Below are 18,285 nucleotides of genomic sequence, written 5' to 3' on the forward strand. Positions count from 1 at the left end.
GTAAAGTTGATTATTTAGAGGTAGGTTATGAAAGAATTTATTATAGCACCATCCATACTATCCGCTGATTTTGCTCGTCTTGGTGAAGATACTCAAAAAGTACTTGATGCTGGTGCCGATGTTATCCATTTTGATGTAATGGATAATCATTTTGTACCCAATCTAACTATGGGTTCAATGTTTTGCAAAGCGTTACGTAACTATGGGATCACTGCACCCATTGATGTGCATTTAATGGTTTCACCGGTTGAAGAATTAATTACATCTTTCGCTAAAGCGGGTGCTACTAATATTTCTATTCATCCCGAGGCGACCATCCATTTGGATCGCTCAATACAATTAATCAAAGATCATGGTTGCAGTGCTGGTATTGTGCTTAATCCAGCTACCCCTTTAGATTACTTAGATTATATTATTGATAAAATTGATATTATTTTATTAATGAGCGTTAACCCTGGTTTTGGTGGACAGTCTTTCATTCCATCTACCTTAAAAAAATTACAACAAACCAGAAAACGCATTATTGAATCAGGACGAGATATTCGTTTAGAAGTCGATGGTGGCGTAAAAGTTGACAACATTGCCGAAATTGCCAAAGCTGGGGCCGATATGTTTGTTGCGGGCTCAGCTATTTTTGGTGAACCCGATTACAAAGCAGTAATTGACGCTATGCGCCAACAGTTAGCAGGAGTAACACATGCATAAATTACAAGATATTCAAGCAATCGCCTTTGATTTAGATGGTACACTCGTTGATAGTGTGCCAGGACTTGCACTTGCTGCACAAAACATGCTTGCAGATTTAAAACTACCCACAATAACAAACGAACAAGTAAAAAACTTTGTTGGCAATGGCATTGATGTAATGTTAGAGCGCATTTTTAAAGCGATCAATGTTGTTCCATCAACTGAACAACTTGCCCAAGCTAAAACCCTGTTTAATCAACATTATGACAAAGTGATGGATGCTGAAACTAAGCTGTTTCCGCATGTGAAAGAAACCTTAAAAACGCTGCATGAGAATCAATATCCACTGGCACTGGTAACCAATAAGCCCGCTCAATTTTTGCCTGCCCTATTATCGTCGCTTGGCATAAAAGAGTACTTTTCCCTAGTGCTTGGTGGTGGTGATGTTATTAAATTAAAACCCCATCCTGCTCCGTTATACCAAGTCATGGCAACCTTTGGTTTATTTAGCGATCAATTATTGTTTGTAGGCGATTCTAAAAACGATATTACTGCCGCACAAAATGCCAAATGCCCGACGGTTGCACTAACTTATGGGTATAACTATGGCATCTCGATTGCAACGAGCAATCCCGATTTTTTATTGGATGATTTTAAAGATATATTAACCTTATTACCTCAGCCTAAAGCTGAAGCTAAGAAATAATAAGCAAAGATAAAAAATAACTAGATTAGGAATAAATTATGAGTAAACCGATTGTATTTAGTGGCGCTCAGCCATCAGGCGAACTAACACTTGGCAACTATTTAGGGGCTTTAAAAAACTGGGTAGCGTTGCAAAACGAATATGATTGCGTTTATTGTATCGTCAATCAGCACGCAATTACTGTACGTCAAGACCCACAAAAATTGCGTAAAGCGACCCTTGATACATTAGCCTTATATTTAGCATGTGGCATCGATCCGAAACAAAGCACTATTTTTGTACAATCTCATGTACCCGCTCATGCTGAACTGGGTTGGGCATTAAACTGTTACACCTATTTTGGTGAACTCAGTCGAATGACGCAGTTTAAGGACAAATCAGCTCGCCATGCCGAAAACATCAATGCGGGTCTATTTGATTATCCAGTTTTGATGGCTGCCGATATTTTATTATACCAAGCCAATTTAGTACCTGTTGGTGACGATCAAAAGCAACACCTTGAATTATCGCGTGATATTGCTATGCGTTTTAATGCGCTTTATGGCGATATCTTTACTGTGCCAGAGCCTTTTATTGCTAAAGTTGGTGCACGGGTCATGTCATTACAAGATCCAACCAAAAAAATGTCTAAATCAGATGAAAACCGCAATAATGTGATTGGATTACTTGAAAATCCTAAAGACGTTGAGAAGAAAATCAAACGAGCAATGACCGATTCTGACGAACCACCAGTCGTACGTTACGATTTAAAAAATAAAGCTGGTGTATCTAACTTACTTGATATCTTAACAGGTATTACAGGTAAACCTATTGCTGAACTTGAAAAAGAGTTTGAAGGCAAAATGTACGGACACCTTAAAACTGAAGTGGCAGCTCAAGTGATTGATATGTTAACAGCGTTACAAACTAAATATCACCAATATCGTGATGATGAAAATTACTTACATTCAATCATGCAAGAAGGTGCAGAAAAAGCACGTTCAAAAGCCGAACCAACCTTGAAAAAGGTTTATGACGCAATTGGTTTTGTATAAACAATTTTAATAAACTGTTTTAAACAAAATAAACCATTAACTGCTAAACCACAAATTGATAGTTATAACTTAAAATCGCTAACTATCACAAAAAAATAGTATAGATTGGCTTTAATCAACGAAGTTAGTGAATAACGATTAAAGCCATCTAAATATATGGGTTAGTTATGAAGATTATTATTCTTGGTGCTGGACAAACAGGCAGTGCTTTAGCTGAATACCTTGTTACCGAAAAACAAAACGATGTAACGGTGGTCGATGAAGATCATGATAAATTGCAATCTTTACAAGAGCGTTTTGATTTACAGGTTATTTGTGGCAAATCATCTTATCCACAAGTATTAGAAAGTGCGGGTGCTGAATCGGCTGATATGCTGGTTGCCGTCACTAATTCGGACGAAGTGAATATGATGGCCTGTCAAATAGGTCACGTTATGTTCAATATTCCGCAAAAAGTCGCACGTATTCGTGCACCAGAATATAACGACGAAAAATATCCATTTTTCAATAAAGATTGCATTAATATCGACCATATTATTGCTCCAGAAAATCTAATTACTAATCACGTAAGTCAGTTAGTACAATATCCAGGCTCGTTACAGTTTGCCTCTTTTTACGATAACCGTGTATGTTTGGTTGCGGTGACGGCCTACTATGGTGGAGCCTTAGTCGGAAGCGAATTGTCTGAACTGAAAGAACATTTACCCCATGTTGAAGCCAGAGTGGTTGCAATATATCGAAAAAATCGCTTTATTCGCCCATTAGGCTCTACACTCATTGAAGCGGGTGATATGGTTTATTTCATCACCCCACCTAGCAATATCAAAGCAGTAACAAGTGAATTACAGCGGCTGGAAAAACCTTATAAACGCATCATAATTAGTGGTGGTGGTGGCATCGCGATTGCTTTAGCTAAACGTTTAGAGAATGACTATCAAGTTAAATTAATTGAACGTAACGCTGAACGTGCCGAATTAATTGCCGAACAACTGGTTAATACCACTGTTTTACATGGTGAATCGTCAGATCAAGAGCTGCTATCACAAGAACAAGTTGAACTCACAGATCTGTTTATTGCTGTAACAAGTGACGATGAATCTAACATTATGTCATCCATGTTAGCTAAAAGAATGGGCGCTAAAAAAGTGATTGTTTTAATCCAAAAGCAAGCCTACCTTGAACTGATTAATGATAGCGTTATAGATATTGCTATTTCACCACAACATGCCACTATTTCAGAGCTATTAAGCCATGTAAGACAATCGGCGGTTGTTAAAGTGGTCTCTTTAAGACAGGGCGAATCTGAAATTGTCGAGGTGATTGCACATGGAGATAAAGAGAGTTCCAAACTGGTGGGTAAAAATATCAACGGTTTAAAATTACCTTCTGGTGCTACCATTGGTGCGGTAGTGCGTGGTGAAGATGTAATTATCGTTAATACGGATTTAACCATCGAAACGAACGATCATCTCATCATCTTCTTACCTGACCGACGTGACATAACCGATATAGAAAAATTATTACAATAACTTGTGTTAAATTATTAGTCAGTCCATAATAAAAGCTCTTTTGACTCAGGGTGTTTTTTGTTACCCACAAAAAACTGAGATTTTACCCGTTGAACCTGATCTGGATTATACCAGCGTAGGGAAGTCTAAGCCTTAAAAGTCCTCAATTGGCACACTCTTCCCTAAGCTAACTTTATAACTTGTTGTAAGGAAAGAATATGTCTGCCACTCAAGCCCTGCAAATAACCCAAGCAAGATCTTTTATCGATCATGTAAAACAACAACATCCATTAGTACACTGTATTACTAATGATGTGGTTCAAAATTTTACAGCGAATGTATTATTAGCAATTGGCGCATCACCAGCCATGGTCATTGCTAAGCAAGAAGTTGCCTCATTTGTGCAAATTGCCAATAGTTTACTAATCAATGTTGGCACCCTTGATAGCAATAGTGCAGAAAGCATGTTATTAGCAGCTGCCAGTGCTCAAAAAAATCACATACCATGGGTACTCGATCCGGTCGCAGTCGGACCAGCACTTGCTTATCGTACCGATATAGTCCATCAATTAATTGGTTATAAACCTACCGTTATTCGTGGTAATGCTTCAGAAATATTAGCTTTAAATGGTGATAACTCATCTGCCAAAGGTCCCGACGGCCAAGATTCTACTGAATCGGCCTTAAATGCAGCTAAACAGCTTGCCCAAAAACATCAAACCATCGTTAGCATTACCGGAGATATTGATTATATTACTGACGGTAAACAGACTTACAGCATCACAGGCGGGGATATAGCATTAACTAAAATTACTGGTACTGGTTGCTCATTATCAGCCATGGTTGCAGCTTTTATTGCTGGCTCATCTAATACCTTACTTGCTACAGCATCAGCCTGTTTTATGATGAAAAAAGCTGGAGAGCTTGCCAACAAACAACAAGGGTTAGGCACTTACGCAGTATCGCTGATCGATCAGCTTTCACTATTTAACCCATCACAAATATAAGGAAATCAGATGAATAAACTTCTCGACTTAAGTCTCTATTTAGTCCTAGATCCAATTTTATGTGGTGGTATTACTGGCATGGTAGAGACCACAAAAATCGCTGTTGCTAATGGGGTAACCGCCGTTCAATTAAGATCAGAACATGAATTTTCTGGTAAAAATTGGTATTACGCAGCAGAAGCGTTAAAAGAAGTGTTAAGCGATACCCGTGTTCCTTTACTTATTAACGATCATGTTGATATAGCCCTAGCAATTGATGCCGATGGTGTCCATATTGGGCAAAGCGATTTACCAGTCGATGTCACACGTAAATTAATTGGCAATGACAAATGGTTAGGATTTTCGGTTGCTAATCGCCAACAACTTAATGAAGTCCCATGGCAACTTGTCGATTATATTGGGATTGGTCCAATTTATCCTACCAGCACTAAACAAGATGCCGCACCAGCAATGGGCATGCCACAATTAACTCAATTAGTTAAGCTAAAACAGCGCCCTGCTGTGGCAATAGGTGGCATTAATGCCAATAATGCTACCCCAATATTGCAAAGTGGTATTGAAGGCATTGCTGTCGTTTCGGCAATTTGTGGTCAAAAAGATATACAACAAGCCACATTATCGCTAATTGAAAAAATCCAACAAGCTCAAAAAAAATAAGGGGTAATATTATGACAACCGTTGCTTTAACCATTGCCGGTTCTGATCCAAGTGGTGGTGCAGGTATCCAAGCAGATTTAAAAGCCTTTTCAGCTCTCGGAGCCTATGGAATGTCAGTAATCACCGCCCTTACCGCACAAAGTACCCAAGGCGTTGATAGTGTATTGGCAATTGATCCTACATTTGTGGCTGAACAATTTAATACCCTATATCACGATATAAAAATTGATAGCGTGAAAATGGGAATGCTAATGAATAAAGAGATCATAACGACTGTTTATCATCTGCTGAACAATAACCCTATTGCTAACATTGTGCTTGATACGGTGATGATCGCTAAAGGGGGACATACGCTGTTAAAATCTGACTCTGTTAGTGCTATTCGTGAACTATTAATACCTTTATCAACGGTAATAACACCCAATCTTCCCGAAGCAGCAACGTTACTCGATTGTGAAGAAGCAAAAAACGAAGATCAAATGCAACAACAAGGTCATGAGTTATTGAAATTAGGTTGTAAAGCAGTTTTAATGAAAGGTGGGCATTTACCCAGTCCAGAGAGCCCGGATTATTTAATAACCCCAATGCAAACGATTAGAATGGTCTCACCGCGAATTCAAACTAAAAATACTCATGGTACGGGTTGCACATTATCGGCAGCAATTGCGACACTGCTGCCTAAACATGGTTTAGAAGATGCCATACAGCAAGCGAAAGACTATTTGCAAGGTGCAATTACTCATGCAGATGAGTTAAACATTGGTCAAGGAATTGGTCCAACGCACCATTTTTATCAGTGGTGGTAGATTAAATTTTTTAATAAATACTGAAACTGGTGTGTCGAAAAAAGAGTTAATATGATTTTTAAACATAACAACACACCAGCAGAACATAAATATCTAAAATTATCTTAATCCCAATTTCAATTAATCAATGGAATTGCTTTTTTATTACTCAAAGACCAATAACCATCAAAAACATAGGAATTAAAATCACAATTACATCTAACATGAATCACAAATACGCTATCTTTAAGAAGTAATCCTTAAAGATACGGGTCATGATTCAAAAGGTTTTGCTCTCTCTTTCCATGCAATCATAATTTTTGTATTGAAAGATTTGTACATCAAATAAACTAATGCAGATTCTTTGCTTCACTCACACTACAGTGGAGCGATCCTTGTTTTGTATCTTTATCTTCTGAATAGAGCGCCCAGCAACTCTTCATTGAAAGATCAATCTTTTTGGTGATTGCAACTCCGCTCGCATATTGACAAACAACATAATAAGGAGCGGTATCTTTGACATGATTTACTTCCCATACTAATTTTTGTTGTTTACCATCAATTGTGCCTCTTGCAGGTACCAACGAAGCTTTGTTAGCGGGTTTATCATAAAAAAGTCCTAAATTAAAAAAAGATGAAGTGTAAGTTCTATCTTCCGAAATTTCCCATCCATCTGGCATTTCTTCAACTTTGACTTTGATTGTCATCTCTTTTGGGCAATCAATCTGATACGCATTTATAGTAAAAGCACTCGCCAAACAAGCGATGGTTATCATAGCGCTGTATAATCTTTTTCCTTTCATATTCTATTTTCCTTTAAAAACTGTCTTTGCTATTCATAAATTGGAAAAACAATTAATATTAAAATAATTACGACAATTACATAAAAATATTGGGTCGTTATAATTGCCCTTTTAATAAATTCGATTATTAATTATTCTAGTTTGATAATAAAGTTTAGACCTAATTATTTGTTTCGTTTGTTTCATTATTGGTACAGTTAAGTGAAACAATACTATTTTCTACTTTGCCGTATTTATCCTCAGAATAAAAACTCTTGCAAATATTCACCGAACGATCAATTTTTTTTATCAATTGGATAAAACTTCCATCATAACTACAATTGACATAAAATGGCACATCTTCAAGAGGCGGACTTACTAGCCATGTAAGCTCAAACTGTTTACCCCAATTTTTACGACCGATTAAAGTTTCTTCAGGCTTTTGTTCTATCATTTTAACGGGTTTATTGTAAAAAACAGATAGGCTAGCAGGTTCATATAAAGCACTATCTTCACTCTCAATAACTTCCCAGCCATCAGGAAGGTTTTCGACAGATGTTTTAACTTTGAGTGCTTTAGGACATTCAATTTGATAAGCATTCACAGCAAAAACGGCAGCCAACCAAGCCATTGAAACGACAGTAATGCGTAAGATTTTTTTATTCATCTTATAAATCCTTTTAAAATCAATTATTACTTAAATGATTATGCCAACACCGTAACAAAGATCAAGATGAATTAATCTTTTAAATAAAATAAGAAATTTTTCATAAAACAAATTTGTTAAAAAGTTTCAGGTAACGCATACGTTTCAGTAAAAAACCGTGATATTTGTAAAAATTATTCAGGAGTCTATACCGTTTCATTATCAATTTGAAAGGCAATTTGTTTACTATTACGAGATATTTTTTTAGCTATATTCATTAAATCATTCAGAATGATAAATGATATTTTCCGCTCTATCTTTCACTGAACTTTTCTTCGGAAATCTGCCTGCATTGATATCCATATAAAACGGTTTAAAGCAAATCTCAATTTAATGCCATATTGGATTAGTTTAAATAGCATTATTTAGTCAAAAAACAGACCGATAAGTATAACATTATTAATAAATATTAACCTGTTTTATTAAAAAATCCCCAAGTTAAGTTTACTAAGGTATCAATCTTTTCGATAAGAATATCGAAATTATCTGTTAGCATAAAATAGATATTATTTTAATAATATTTGAGATCCTTAAAAGTAAGAAAACTTATCTGGTACTAAAACCAAAGTCATATTTATTAATAACTGTAGTTAATAATTTGCATATATCGTAATAATAAAAGAGGAACTCAAATGCCAAGTATTACAATTTATACATCAGAAGATCAAAAGATTGGAACGAATGCTTTTTCTGAATTTTCAGTTTGTTTAAAAAATATAACAAAAAAAGTGTTACAAGCTGAAGATAATAATATACACATAGCCTATTTAACATCCGATATCGGCTATGGAAAACCAATCTACTTTGAAGCTAAGTTGAGAAAAGAAGTTTTTCGTAGTGAAGAGGTGATGATAACCTATTTACATCAAGTTGATTTATTAATTGAAGAAAAGATGGGAGTTAAAGCCAGAATTCGTTGTTTTATGTATGACGTTGATTACATATTTGCCAAAAATTGAAGGTAACAAGCTATGAATAAAGAATTTTCAAAGAAAGAACTAGGAAATATTTTAGTTACAGCAATAAGTGATGGTTATTTGGATGCTAACTTTAATTTACTGGCTAATATTAATGTTAAAGAGTGTGAAATTATCCAGCGAAATGCACATCAAAAAAAACTAAATTCTGTACATATCAATACGTTTTTAGTACAACAACAAGGAATGAATATTTTAATTGATGCTGGCGCAGGTGGGGTTAAAGGTTGGGGAGGAGAGTTAGTTAATAATCTAACTAAATTAACTCTTAAACCTAAAGATATAGATGCTATCCTACTTACTCATGCTCATCCAGATCATATTGGTGGTTTGCTTACTTCTAATGGAGAAGTTGTTTTTCCAAATGCAAAATTATTGATTAGTCAGGAAGAATATCATTATTTGGAAGATGAAAAATCTTTTCTCTCGGCTTCTGACCGTATAAAAAATAACATTATTTTTGCTCGCAATGTTTTCAAACAGTATCAAGATAGTTTGTGTTTCATTAATAAAAATGAGGTATTTCCTAATATATTTGCTATTCCGATGCAAGGCCATACACCAGGACATACAGGTTATAAAATTATTGGTAGCAAGCAAAGTTTATTAATTTGGGGTGATATTGTCCATTTTCCATATATCCAATTATTAAAACCAAACGTCTCGATCGCTTTTGACTATGATCCAAACTTAGCTATAGAAACACGAACTCAAGTTCTAAATATGGTTTGTCGCGACAATATTCTTGTTGGTGGAATGCATTTTGGACCTAAAGGTTTTGGTTATATCAAAAAATCTCAGACAGGATACAAAATAGTTACAGATGGTTAATTAAACATTGTTATTTACTAAAATCATTATTTCTTTGAATGGTGATTTAAGAATATTTAATTATATTAACGGTAATATCAATTAGAGTTATTTAAAAAATAACAGAGTAATTGCGAGTAATATTTTTATAATATTTATTAAATAAATATTGTGGCATTAATAACCGATATAGCTTAATCGTGGGTCTTGAAAAACCGAAATCATCATATTAATTAATTTATTGATATCAAAATAAGAGTAATTAGTATGATGAACCAATTCAATTTTAAAATCATTGAATGGAGTATCTAGTTTATGTACTTTAATCTTGCGTTTGATCTCATTACTAATTGAACAACGTAATACCAATGCAACACCTTTACCTAAAGCGATATTTGAAAAAAGCACAGGATAAGAACCACATTCAATTACACGTTCTGGTTTAATATTACCAGCATTAAATAACATTTCGAAGTTTCGTTTTGATGTTGCACACTGTTTGCTACTAACTAAAAAAGTTTTGCCATTTAGATGAGAAATATTGGTAATTGTTGGGTAACTTTTGTCTGTTACTATGACGAGTTCAGTCGAAAGTAAAATTTTACTTGTATGTTTTTCATTTGAAAAACCAGCACCAATAATTACAGCATCAAATTCATTTTTATCATAGGCACTAAGTAAACTAATAGTGTTGCCTATTGTAACATTAATATTCAATCCAAATTCTTGACCTAAATTAATCAAAGAAGTAATGATATAAGGTGGTAAACACTCAATTATTCCTACATTTATACTTAAATAATTTTCTTTAGTATTGGCTATATCTTTTTTACAATCTTCCGCTAATCTTAAAATTTTCAGTGCATATTCATACAATATCAATCCTTGTTTAGTTGGAATGCATCCCCCTGTTTTTCTATCCAATAAAAGGGTATCAAGATTATCTTCTAGACTTCGTATTCTGTGAGAAATACTGGATTGTACACGATTCAAACGTTCAGCAGCTAGAGTGATATTTCCTGTCTCAACAACTGTTACGAATGCTTGAAGTTCACTTATTTTCATTCATCACCTTTTGTTATTAATTAATTTAATATAGAGACTGATTTATATATTTTGAGTTGGGAACTATTTTCAAATAATTGTATTTAAATAACAGAGTTCGTACTAAGTACCATATTTTAGTCTAGCTAATATCTATTTCATTATCCATTTAGGATCAACACCATTATCGAATTAATCATCTAAAAATAGGTATGTTTAAGGTATCAATCTTTTCGATGAATACTTCGATTTTATTCGTTGGTTTTATTGCATTTTAATAAATATAATTTTTAGCAATAAGTTCATTTAATTACTTTATAGCAAAATGGTTACACGATCAAATGACGAAACATGATTATGGATTATTAAAAAATTGTGCAACCTTTTAGTGCTGTGTGAAAAATAAACCAGTGATGCTATGGCAATCTAAAATAAATAACTTTAAAAAAGACATATTAGAATGATAAAAAAACTTCATAAACAGGAATTCGATACCTCAAAAAGTTACTTTGCTACAGCAGCAATTTTGATCGGAGTCGGGATGTCGGCATTAGATAGTTCAATAGTGAATATTGCATTACCTTCTATTGTTAATGCATTAAATATAGAAGTTTCATCAAGCATTTGGATTGTCAATAGTTATCAGATTGCTAGTGCTGCAACTATGTTAATTTGTGCATCATTATCTTCAAGAGTTGGAGAAAAACTTTTTTTCAAATTAGGAATGCTATTGTTCACACTCTCATCACTAGGTTGCAGCCTTTCTCCAAACTTTTCAATTTTGATTGCTATGCGAATGGTACAGGGAATCAGTTATGCAATAATGATAAGTGTTGGGTTAGGTTTGTACCGAACCATTCTTCCGACAAATATGCTCGGAACAATATTAGGATTGAATGCAATGGTATTTGCTGTAGGTACAGCCATTGGGCCTGCATTAGGAGGATTGATTATTTCATACTTATCTTGGCCTTGGTTATTTTATATCAATATTCCCCTTGGTATCATTGCAATTACTTTATCTTTTATCTTTCTAGGAAAAGATAGCGAAAAAGAAAAAGGGTTTGATTGGTTAGGTGCAATAAGCTCTGCAACTGCATTGGGGTTAATTGTCGTTGCAGTTGATCAAATAGGGCATTGGAATAATAAAACACTTATATCTTGTGTTTTTATTGCTATGATTTTATTTATAATATTTATTAAAATTCAAAATCATTCTAAATATCCCTTATTGCCGTTAGATATATTTCGTTCCAAGATATACAGTTTGGCAGTAATTTCTTCAATTTTGATTTTTATCTCTCAAGGAATAGCATTGGTCAGTTTACCATTTGTATTACAGCATACTTATGGTTATTCAGTACTTGTATCAGCATTTATATTTACTCCATGGCCTATAGCTGTGGCTTTTTGTGCACCACTAGCGGGCATACTTTCTAATCATTTTAATCCAACTAAAATATCTTCAATCGGTGCAGTCCTTTTTTGTTTAGGATTAAGCTCATTAGCTTTTTTACCTGAAACTGTATCTACGATTAATATTTTATGGCGAGTCGCTATTTGTGGAGTAGGCTATGGTTTATTTATCCCTCCTAATAATAAAGAAATGTTTACTAATGTTAAAAAAAATCGAACTGTTATTGCTTCTGGAATGTTGTCGACAGCCAGAACAACTGGTCAGTCAATGGGTGCCGCCATTGTGGTAGTGATAATTATCGCATTAGATGGTGTTGGAGGAATAGACTTTGTACGATTTGTTTTTTATGTTTTTAGTTTTGCAAGCCTTATAGCTGCATTCTCGTCTATAGTGAGTATATCACGTATCCACCGTTAACTAAGTTACGCATCCACTTGTGACGGTATAGACTCCTGAATAATTTTTACAAAAACTAAACATAATCTATTAAAATTTCTAGAGAATTTGCTTTAGCGTTTCTTCAATTATTCTGTGAGATAAAAAAGGCGATTTTTAAATTAATCGCCTAAATTTATTAATATTTAAGTAGATATTATTAATTTCTAATACGAAATACCCACAAATTCAAATCCAGCGTCATTAATTGCTGCAATTGCTGCTTCTTGCGAGATTGTACCACCTTCTATATCAACTTCATGCTTAGCAAGATCTACCGTTACTTTCGCTTTGGAATCGATAGCATTGATTGCTTTCGTGATGGTATTGACACAATGTTGGCAACTCATATTATCGACTATTAATTTCATCATTAACCCCTTTTGGTTATTTAATAATTTAATTACTCATTTAGCAAAATTAAGGTATCCCCTAAATAAAAATAAGTTTGCTAGCTAAGTAAGGCGTAATAACTATATTACGCCAATAAACTGATAAAAAAAATAGTTTGGAATATTATTAAAACCACTCAATTAAATACACTGTTCCAATAAACAACTGATCATCATAATTGAAATAAATAACGGTACTAATATTAGCTCGTGACCTTCAATAAAGCTATCTGACTTATTTTTTTAAATATATCGTCATATCCGCCATATGTGTAGGAATAGATGGTAATGCCAAATGTTGCTGTATTTATTGTGAGTAATCTCCCTTTATTTTAGCTGCTAAGCTAGCCATACCACTAAAAAAGACAAATTGATGTTGGAATTTACGAAGTAGGTAACTGATATAAAAAATCCCAGTTTTTAGACTGGGATCTTAATTATTTGCCAATCATATTAATTCCTAAACGACGGCACTCTAAATACCAAAGATAGATCCCGATTGGAATACCTAAAGGAGCTATTTTGCAGGCTATATATATATCTTCAGTGTTAATTACAAATTGATTTGTATTAAAATAAAACAAAATTGAAGATATTAAACTTGTAATTAAAATAATCAAAAACAACAGTAAAGGCATCGCTATACATAAAAACAATAATGCTAAATATTTTCTATACTTCATCTTACTTTCTCCTTTTTAAATTATTAATTTTATTATCAATTAATTCTCATCTAGCGAAATTTACGACTCTTTTAGTAATAGTGGATATAAAGCTTTGCGCAGCAGGTTTAGTAATTATCAAAATACTAATTAAGACTTATTTATATTGCTTCAAAATAAAACAGTAACTGTGTTTGACTTACTTATCAGATCAAAATGAAAGAAAATAACTTAAAAAAATTATCGGTAAATATAACCTCAATAGTGCCACAAGCTCTAAATGACTATTTAAAAAAGCCAGATAAAAAAGGGCATCTAATGAAGTTACCTAAATTAAAAAACATTTGTTGTCTATTTTATCAACAAATCTATGAATATTACATCTAATTCAGATAAAAAAAGCAAACAGCACAGAAATAAAATTGGTAACGATATAATTAACTTTGAAATATAAAAAATTAATCATCCTTTTGATAGGTTAACGTAAAAAACTATTTAGAATAAATCGATAAAAGATTATTGATAATTGCAACACATACCTTTTGAATTTAGTTAGTCGATATTTTATGTAGAAATAATTTAGACATGCATACCATTTAATTAATATTTTTACATTTGATATGATTATATATGTTTGATAATTTGCCGTATATTTTAATAATATACCTTGTATTACTTTTAATAAAAGATAAAATCAAACTTATTATTTAACCGTTCAAATATTAATTGCATGAGTAAAAAATCAAATATTAAATGTACGAGTAAAGATTTAGAGAAGATTAGTCGATTTTTAAGCTATATCTTAAGGCATAAACCAGAAGCGATAGGTATCACATTAGATAGTAATGGTTGGGTTGGAGTAGATGTTTTAATTCGGCAAGCGAAGAAACATGGTATGCAAATTTCTCAAGATTTAATTACCGAAGTCGTGAGAACCAATGATAAAAAACGCTTTACTCTGTCCGAAGATAATCTAAAAATTCGTGCAGCACAAGGGCATTCAACTAAGCAAGTTAATATAGCGTATAATGAGAAAACTCCGCCTGAATATTTGTATCATGGTACAGCAACCCATTTTCTTGATTCAATTTTTCAACAAGGTTTGATTGCAGGCGAACGCCATTATGTTCATATTTCAATTGATGAAAAAACAGCCGTAACCGTTGGTAAACGTCATGGAAAACCAATTGTCTTAAGAATTAACGCATTAGCAATGTTTCAACAAGGTTTTAAGTTTTATTTAGCCGATAATGGGGTTTGGTTAACGAATAATGTGCCAAGCCAATTTTTAGAAGTTATTTAAAATAAATCAGTATAACTAAAAAAATAATTTCTATTCATTTGCATAAAAATAATTTAATTAAGGTAGAGCACACTTTTAGATTAATTAAAAGTATCTCTATTAGTCAAATCTATTTCTATTTTTTAGAATCGATAATAGTGCGGTTAGTTTAACGTATTCTTTCCTCATCCTTCGTAAGTTCATATCTTAATACAAGTTTGACATAACAATTTTCAAATATTACATGATAGAAATCATCGACATCAGCAAAAATTGAGGGTATTGTATATTTATTCATCTAAGCAGGTGTTGTGATTAATTTGTCTGCTGTTTTTCATTTTGATCTTGGCTCAGATGTGTAGTCGTCTTTTTTTTATTTTTTTCATAAACGATATTCAGGTTAATTAGGAGCCGAAAAATGCAACATATTATGGAAACAATTAGGAAAACAGAACAAGAATTTATTGAGATTCGACATCAAATTCATCAGCACCCTGAAGTAGGTTTTGAAGAGAATAAAACCAGCGATTTGGTTGCAAATAAATTGGATGAGTGGGGATACGAGGTTCATCGAGGGTTAGCCAAAACAGGCGTCGTTGGTGTTTTGAAAAATGGTACCAGTAATAAAAAAATTGGTATCCGAGCCGATATGGATGCTTTACCTATAGTTGAAGCCTCCGGAAAACCTTGGAGTAGTCTTATCCATGGCAAATTTCATGGTTGTGGTCATGATGGGCATACCACTATTTTACTGTGTGCAGCTAAATATCTTGCCCAAACCCGTAATTTTGATGGCACGTTACATGTCATTTTTCAACCTGCAGAAGAGTTATTGTATGGTGGAAAGGTGATGGTGGATGATGGCTTATTTAAAAAATTTCCTTGTGATGTTATTTTCGGTATTCATAATATGCCCGGATTTAAAGAAGGCCATTTTTATTTTAGAGCCGGTGCACTTATGGCTTCATCCGATACCATTCATATCAATATTAAAGGGAAAGGTGCTCACGGCGCCATGCCTGAACGAGGAATTGATGCGACCCTTGTCGCATGTTATATCGGCACTGCACTGCAAAGTATTGTTTCTCGTAATGTTTCTCCGTTTGAGCAAGCTGTTATAACCATTGGTTGTATTCAATCTGGTGAAGCGCCGAATGTTGTTAATAGCGATGCACTTATGAAACTAACCGTTAGAGCATTAGATAATGATACTCGAACTTTATTACTTAAACGTATTACTGAAATTGCCACTTCTCAGGCGGAAAGTTTTGGTGCCTGCGTTAAAATCGAGCATGTCAATGGTAGTCCTGTTTTACATAATGGTGCGGATGCAACAAAATTTGCATTTGACGTTGCCCAAAAATTATTCGGAGAAGATCGTGTTCATGATAATTGTCATCCTTTTATGGGCAGTGAAGATTTTGCATTTATGTTAGAGAGTAATCCAAACGGTTGTTACATGATTATTGGCAATGGTGATGAACCTGGTTTTTGTAGTGTACATAATCCTGGTTATGATTTTAATGATAAATGTATTGTTCCTGCTGCGTCATATTGGGTTGCATTAACTGAAACATATTTAAGTAAATAAGGATAGCGTACATCTATGGCTAATTTAAATATGTCAAATTCAACAAATTCTGAAGCTGTGCCATTTAAAAATGATAACCGGTTAATATTAGGTATTGTATTAGGGGTCATTACTTTTTGGCTTTTTGCTCAATCAATTGTCAATGTTGGGCCAGCAGTTCAGCATTCTGTCGGTATTACACCTGCGTCTTTTAATTTGGCGGTGAGTTTGACCGCCCTCTTTTCTGGTTGTTTTATTGTGGTTGCTGGCGGACTTGCTGATCGTTTTGGGCGGGTTCGTTTTACCTATTTAGGTTTTATTTTAAGTATTATTGGTTGCCTTTGTTTGATCTTCGCTCAAGGTGAAGTGTTATTCATCATTGGACGCATTATTCAAGGTTTGTCTGCTGCCTGTATTATGCCCTCGACTTTGGCATTAGTGAAAACTTATTTTCAAGGTAAAGAGCGCCAGCGCGCATTAAGCTTTTGGTCGATTGGCTCTTGGGGCGGTTCAGGTACTTGTGTGCTTGCTGGCGGTGCTATAGCAACTTATTTGGGTTGGCAGTGGATTTTTATTATTTCTATCATCTGTGCTGTGCTCGGTATGCTGTTATTGAAAGGTACACCAGAAACCAAAATCGAAGATCCTTCAAGTTTGCCAAAATTTGACTATGTAGGACTATTTGTTTTTGTTATTACTCTGGTTTCATTAAATCTTGTGATAACTAAAGGATCAACATTTGGTTGGACAAGTGTCGTGACATTATCCTTGGCTACGGTATGTTTTGTTTTTCTTATTTTATTTTTTGTTATTGAAACACGTAAAGCGAGTGGCGCTTTTATCGATTTTTCATTATTTAAAAATGTTCCTTACCGTGGTGCTACCTTATCTAACTTTCTGCTTAATTCTGTTGCCGGTACATTAATTGTTGCCAGTACTTATACCCAACAAGGACGAGGCTTTACACCTTTCGGAAATGGATTATTGACCATTGGTTATTTAGTGTCAGTGCTATGTATGATTCGAGTTGGAGAAAAAATCTTACAAAAAGTAGGCGCAAAAAAACCAATGTTACTCGGACCATTAATTACTGGTTCAGGAATTGCGTTGATGACGCTGACTTTCTTACCCGATACGCTTTATATTATTTCGGTGTTGGGGGGCTATATTTTATTTGGTCTTGGCTTAGGTTTTTATGCAACGCCATCAATCGATACCGCAATATCAAGCGCTCCTGAAGATAAGGTTGGTATTGCATCAGGAATTTATAAAATGGCAAGCTCATTAGGCGGTGCATTTGGTGTAGCCATTTCAGCATCCACCTATTCAGCAATTATTGCCAGTGGTCAAAGCATAGCAATAGCTGCAGCACTGGGACTCTGGATTAGTGTTGGATTTTGTCTGTTATGCTTTACTTCAATTTTAATTTTAGTTCCAAGCAATGCCGGTAAGAATAAATAAATCAGGTTAACTTTTTATAATATTAAAACTTATCATTGGGGTGGAACTTTTAACTTCTATCCCTATTTTTTTAAAGATAGATGAATTAAACCCATAAAGCTTAAAAAGCAATATGGGGTTAATTATGAGAAATATTCATTAACAGTATGAATTTTTTGGCACATTTAATTTATTTGCCAATACAGAATGAACTGAATATTCTTCCTAATAAATCATCAGAAGTAAACTGCCCAGTGATTTCACTTAAGGCTTCTTGAGCTAATCTTAACTCTTCGGCTAAGAGTTCGCCTGCATGGAATGTTATAATTAGCTTCTATCCCTATTTTTTTAAAGATAGATGAATTAAACCCATAAAGCTTAAAA

General features: G+C 34.0%; 18 protein-coding genes, 1 pseudogene and 1 riboswitch. Of the genes and pseudogenes, 13 read left to right on the forward strand and 6 right to left on the reverse strand.

Annotated features, from left to right (window positions below):
• The first annotated feature begins 27 nt into the window (after window positions 1-27).
• The 7 genes from rpe to thiD all read left to right on the forward strand — a co-directional run bounded on the left by rpe (window position 28) and on the right by thiD (window position 6,405).
• Entirely contained in the window at window positions 28-705 is a 678-nt protein-coding gene (gene rpe, locus H3S88_RS04700; RefSeq protein ID WP_198226935.1) for a ribulose-phosphate 3-epimerase, read from the forward strand.
• Entirely contained in the window at window positions 698-1,393 is a 696-nt protein-coding gene (locus H3S88_RS04705; protein ID WP_039127542.1) for a phosphoglycolate phosphatase, read from the forward strand. The genes rpe and H3S88_RS04705 overlap by 8 nt, the downstream gene beginning before the upstream one ends.
• Before the next feature lie 38 nt (window positions 1,394-1,431).
• Entirely contained in the window at window positions 1,432-2,427 is a 996-nt protein-coding gene (gene trpS, locus H3S88_RS04710; RefSeq protein ID WP_198226933.1) for a tryptophan--tRNA ligase, read from the forward strand.
• 167 nt (window positions 2,428-2,594) lie between these two features.
• Window positions 2,595-3,956 (forward strand): Trk system potassium transporter TrkA, encoded by a 1,362-nt coding sequence (gene trkA, locus H3S88_RS04715; RefSeq protein WP_039127547.1) that lies wholly within the window; start codon window positions 2,595-2,597, stop codon window positions 3,954-3,956.
• Between the two features lie 36 nt (window positions 3,957-3,992).
• Window positions 3,993-4,095, forward strand: a riboswitch (TPP riboswitch).
• Between the two features lie 58 nt (window positions 4,096-4,153).
• A complete protein-coding gene (gene thiM, locus H3S88_RS04720) occupies window positions 4,154-4,942 on the forward strand; it encodes a hydroxyethylthiazole kinase (protein ID WP_198226931.1) in 789 nt (262 codons plus the stop codon).
• A gap of 9 nt (window positions 4,943-4,951) precedes the next feature.
• Entirely contained in the window at window positions 4,952-5,599 is a 648-nt protein-coding gene (gene thiE / locus H3S88_RS04725; RefSeq protein WP_198226929.1) for a thiamine phosphate synthase, read from the forward strand.
• Between the two features lie 11 nt (window positions 5,600-5,610).
• Complete coding sequence (gene thiD, locus H3S88_RS04730; protein ID WP_198226927.1) at window positions 5,611-6,405, forward strand: bifunctional hydroxymethylpyrimidine kinase/phosphomethylpyrimidine kinase; 795 nt, start codon at window positions 5,611-5,613, stop codon at window positions 6,403-6,405.
• Window positions 6,406-6,734: 329 nt separating this feature from the next.
• On the opposite strand, the gene H3S88_RS04735 is transcribed toward thiD, so the two are convergent.
• Both H3S88_RS04735 and H3S88_RS04740 read right to left on the reverse strand, forming a co-directional pair.
• Window positions 6,735-7,187 carry an STY0301 family protein gene (locus H3S88_RS04735; protein ID WP_198226925.1) on the reverse strand — a complete coding sequence of 151 codons (453 nt, stop codon included), beginning with the start codon at window positions 7,185-7,187 and terminating at the stop codon, window positions 6,735-6,737.
• A gap of 160 nt (window positions 7,188-7,347) precedes the next feature.
• Window positions 7,348-7,833 (reverse strand): STY0301 family protein, encoded by a 486-nt coding sequence (locus tag H3S88_RS04740; RefSeq protein WP_198226923.1) that lies wholly within the window; start codon window positions 7,831-7,833, stop codon window positions 7,348-7,350.
• A gap of 671 nt (window positions 7,834-8,504) precedes the next feature.
• Here H3S88_RS04740 and H3S88_RS04745 point away from each other — a divergent pair.
• Together H3S88_RS04745 and H3S88_RS04750 are read left to right on the forward strand one after the other, a co-directional pair.
• A complete protein-coding gene (locus H3S88_RS04745; RefSeq protein WP_198226921.1) occupies window positions 8,505-8,831 on the forward strand; it encodes a hypothetical protein in 327 nt (108 codons plus the stop codon).
• A 12-nt stretch (window positions 8,832-8,843) separates the two neighbouring features.
• Window positions 8,844-9,680, forward strand: coding sequence for an MBL fold metallo-hydrolase (locus H3S88_RS04750; protein WP_198226919.1), 837 nt, complete (start codon window positions 8,844-8,846; stop codon window positions 9,678-9,680).
• A gap of 156 nt (window positions 9,681-9,836) precedes the next feature.
• Here H3S88_RS04750 and H3S88_RS04755 read toward each other — a convergent pair whose 3' ends face one another.
• A complete protein-coding gene (locus tag H3S88_RS04755) occupies window positions 9,837-10,724 on the reverse strand; it encodes a LysR family transcriptional regulator (protein ID WP_198226917.1) in 888 nt (295 codons plus the stop codon).
• A gap of 439 nt (window positions 10,725-11,163) precedes the next feature.
• On the opposite strand from H3S88_RS04755, the gene H3S88_RS04760 reads away from it, so the two are divergent.
• A complete protein-coding gene (locus H3S88_RS04760; protein WP_198226915.1) occupies window positions 11,164-12,537 on the forward strand; it encodes an MFS transporter in 1,374 nt (457 codons plus the stop codon).
• Between the two features lie 185 nt (window positions 12,538-12,722).
• Here the strand turns inward: H3S88_RS04760 and H3S88_RS04765 are convergent, their stop codons facing one another.
• Window positions 12,723-12,926 carry a heavy-metal-associated domain-containing protein gene (locus H3S88_RS04765; RefSeq protein ID WP_198226913.1) on the reverse strand — a complete coding sequence of 68 codons (204 nt, stop codon included), beginning with the start codon at window positions 12,924-12,926 and terminating at the stop codon, window positions 12,723-12,725.
• Window positions 12,927-13,384: 458 nt separating this feature from the next.
• Window positions 13,385-13,630 carry a hypothetical protein gene (locus H3S88_RS04770; RefSeq protein ID WP_198226911.1) on the reverse strand — a complete coding sequence of 82 codons (246 nt, stop codon included), beginning with the start codon at window positions 13,628-13,630 and terminating at the stop codon, window positions 13,385-13,387.
• Between the two features lie 709 nt (window positions 13,631-14,339).
• Here H3S88_RS04770 and H3S88_RS04775 point away from each other — a divergent pair.
• From H3S88_RS04775 to H3S88_RS04785, 3 genes are all read left to right on the forward strand, one after another.
• Window positions 14,340-14,912 carry an RNA 2'-phosphotransferase gene (locus tag H3S88_RS04775; RefSeq protein WP_198226909.1) on the forward strand — a complete coding sequence of 191 codons (573 nt, stop codon included), beginning with the start codon at window positions 14,340-14,342 and terminating at the stop codon, window positions 14,910-14,912.
• A gap of 397 nt (window positions 14,913-15,309) precedes the next feature.
• Window positions 15,310-16,482, forward strand: a complete 1,173-nt coding sequence (locus H3S88_RS04780) for a M20 aminoacylase family protein (protein ID WP_198226907.1) — start codon at window positions 15,310-15,312, stop codon at window positions 16,480-16,482.
• 15 nt (window positions 16,483-16,497) lie between these two features.
• Entirely contained in the window at window positions 16,498-17,922 is a 1,425-nt protein-coding gene (locus H3S88_RS04785; protein ID WP_232352441.1) for an MFS transporter, read from the forward strand.
• 169 nt (window positions 17,923-18,091) lie between these two features.
• Here H3S88_RS04785 and H3S88_RS13485 read toward each other — a convergent pair.
• A pseudogene (locus tag H3S88_RS13485) lies at window positions 18,092-18,217 on the reverse strand (hypothetical protein); the annotation flags it as partial.
• Window positions 18,218-18,285: the final 68 nt, after the last annotated feature.

Source organism: Gilliamella sp. B14448G11, assembly GCF_016101765.1.
Taxonomy (GTDB): Bacteria; Pseudomonadota; Gammaproteobacteria; order Enterobacterales; family Orbaceae; genus Gilliamella; species Gilliamella apicola_N.

What these genes read in the sequence shown, in the direction of transcription:
- H3S88_RS04740 (WP_198226923.1), bottom strand. Translation starts at nt 7,833, where the DNA reads ATGAATAAAAAAATCTTACGCATTACTGTCGTTTCAATGGCTTGGTTG.
- thiM (WP_198226931.1), top strand. Translation starts at nt 4,154, where the DNA reads ATGTCTGCCACTCAAGCCCTGCAAATAACCCAAGCAAGATCTTTTATC.
- rpe (WP_198226935.1), top strand. Translation starts at nt 28, where the DNA reads ATGAAAGAATTTATTATAGCACCATCCATACTATCCGCTGATTTTGCT.
- H3S88_RS04735 (WP_198226925.1), bottom strand. Translation starts at nt 7,187, where the DNA reads ATGAAAGGAAAAAGATTATACAGCGCTATGATAACCATCGCTTGTTTG.
- H3S88_RS04750 (WP_198226919.1), top strand. Translation starts at nt 8,844, where the DNA reads ATGAATAAAGAATTTTCAAAGAAAGAACTAGGAAATATTTTAGTTACA.
- H3S88_RS04775 (WP_198226909.1), top strand. Translation starts at nt 14,340, where the DNA reads ATGAGTAAAAAATCAAATATTAAATGTACGAGTAAAGATTTAGAGAAG.
- thiE (WP_198226929.1), top strand. Translation starts at nt 4,952, where the DNA reads ATGAATAAACTTCTCGACTTAAGTCTCTATTTAGTCCTAGATCCAATT.
- H3S88_RS04765 (WP_198226913.1), bottom strand. Translation starts at nt 12,926, where the DNA reads ATGAAATTAATAGTCGATAATATGAGTTGCCAACATTGTGTCAATACC.
- H3S88_RS04745 (WP_198226921.1), top strand. Translation starts at nt 8,505, where the DNA reads ATGCCAAGTATTACAATTTATACATCAGAAGATCAAAAGATTGGAACG.
- H3S88_RS04760 (WP_198226915.1), top strand. Translation starts at nt 11,164, where the DNA reads ATGATAAAAAAACTTCATAAACAGGAATTCGATACCTCAAAAAGTTAC.
- H3S88_RS04780 (WP_198226907.1), top strand. Translation starts at nt 15,310, where the DNA reads ATGCAACATATTATGGAAACAATTAGGAAAACAGAACAAGAATTTATT.
- trpS (WP_198226933.1), top strand. Translation starts at nt 1,432, where the DNA reads ATGAGTAAACCGATTGTATTTAGTGGCGCTCAGCCATCAGGCGAACTA.
- H3S88_RS04755 (WP_198226917.1), bottom strand. Translation starts at nt 10,724, where the DNA reads ATGAAAATAAGTGAACTTCAAGCATTCGTAACAGTTGTTGAGACAGGA.
- H3S88_RS04705 (WP_039127542.1), top strand. Translation starts at nt 698, where the DNA reads ATGCATAAATTACAAGATATTCAAGCAATCGCCTTTGATTTAGATGGT.
- H3S88_RS04770 (WP_198226911.1), bottom strand. Translation starts at nt 13,630, where the DNA reads ATGAAGTATAGAAAATATTTAGCATTATTGTTTTTATGTATAGCGATG.
- thiD (WP_198226927.1), top strand. Translation starts at nt 5,611, where the DNA reads ATGACAACCGTTGCTTTAACCATTGCCGGTTCTGATCCAAGTGGTGGT.
- trkA (WP_039127547.1), top strand. Translation starts at nt 2,595, where the DNA reads ATGAAGATTATTATTCTTGGTGCTGGACAAACAGGCAGTGCTTTAGCT.
- H3S88_RS04785 (WP_232352441.1), top strand. Translation starts at nt 16,498, where the DNA reads ATGGCTAATTTAAATATGTCAAATTCAACAAATTCTGAAGCTGTGCCA.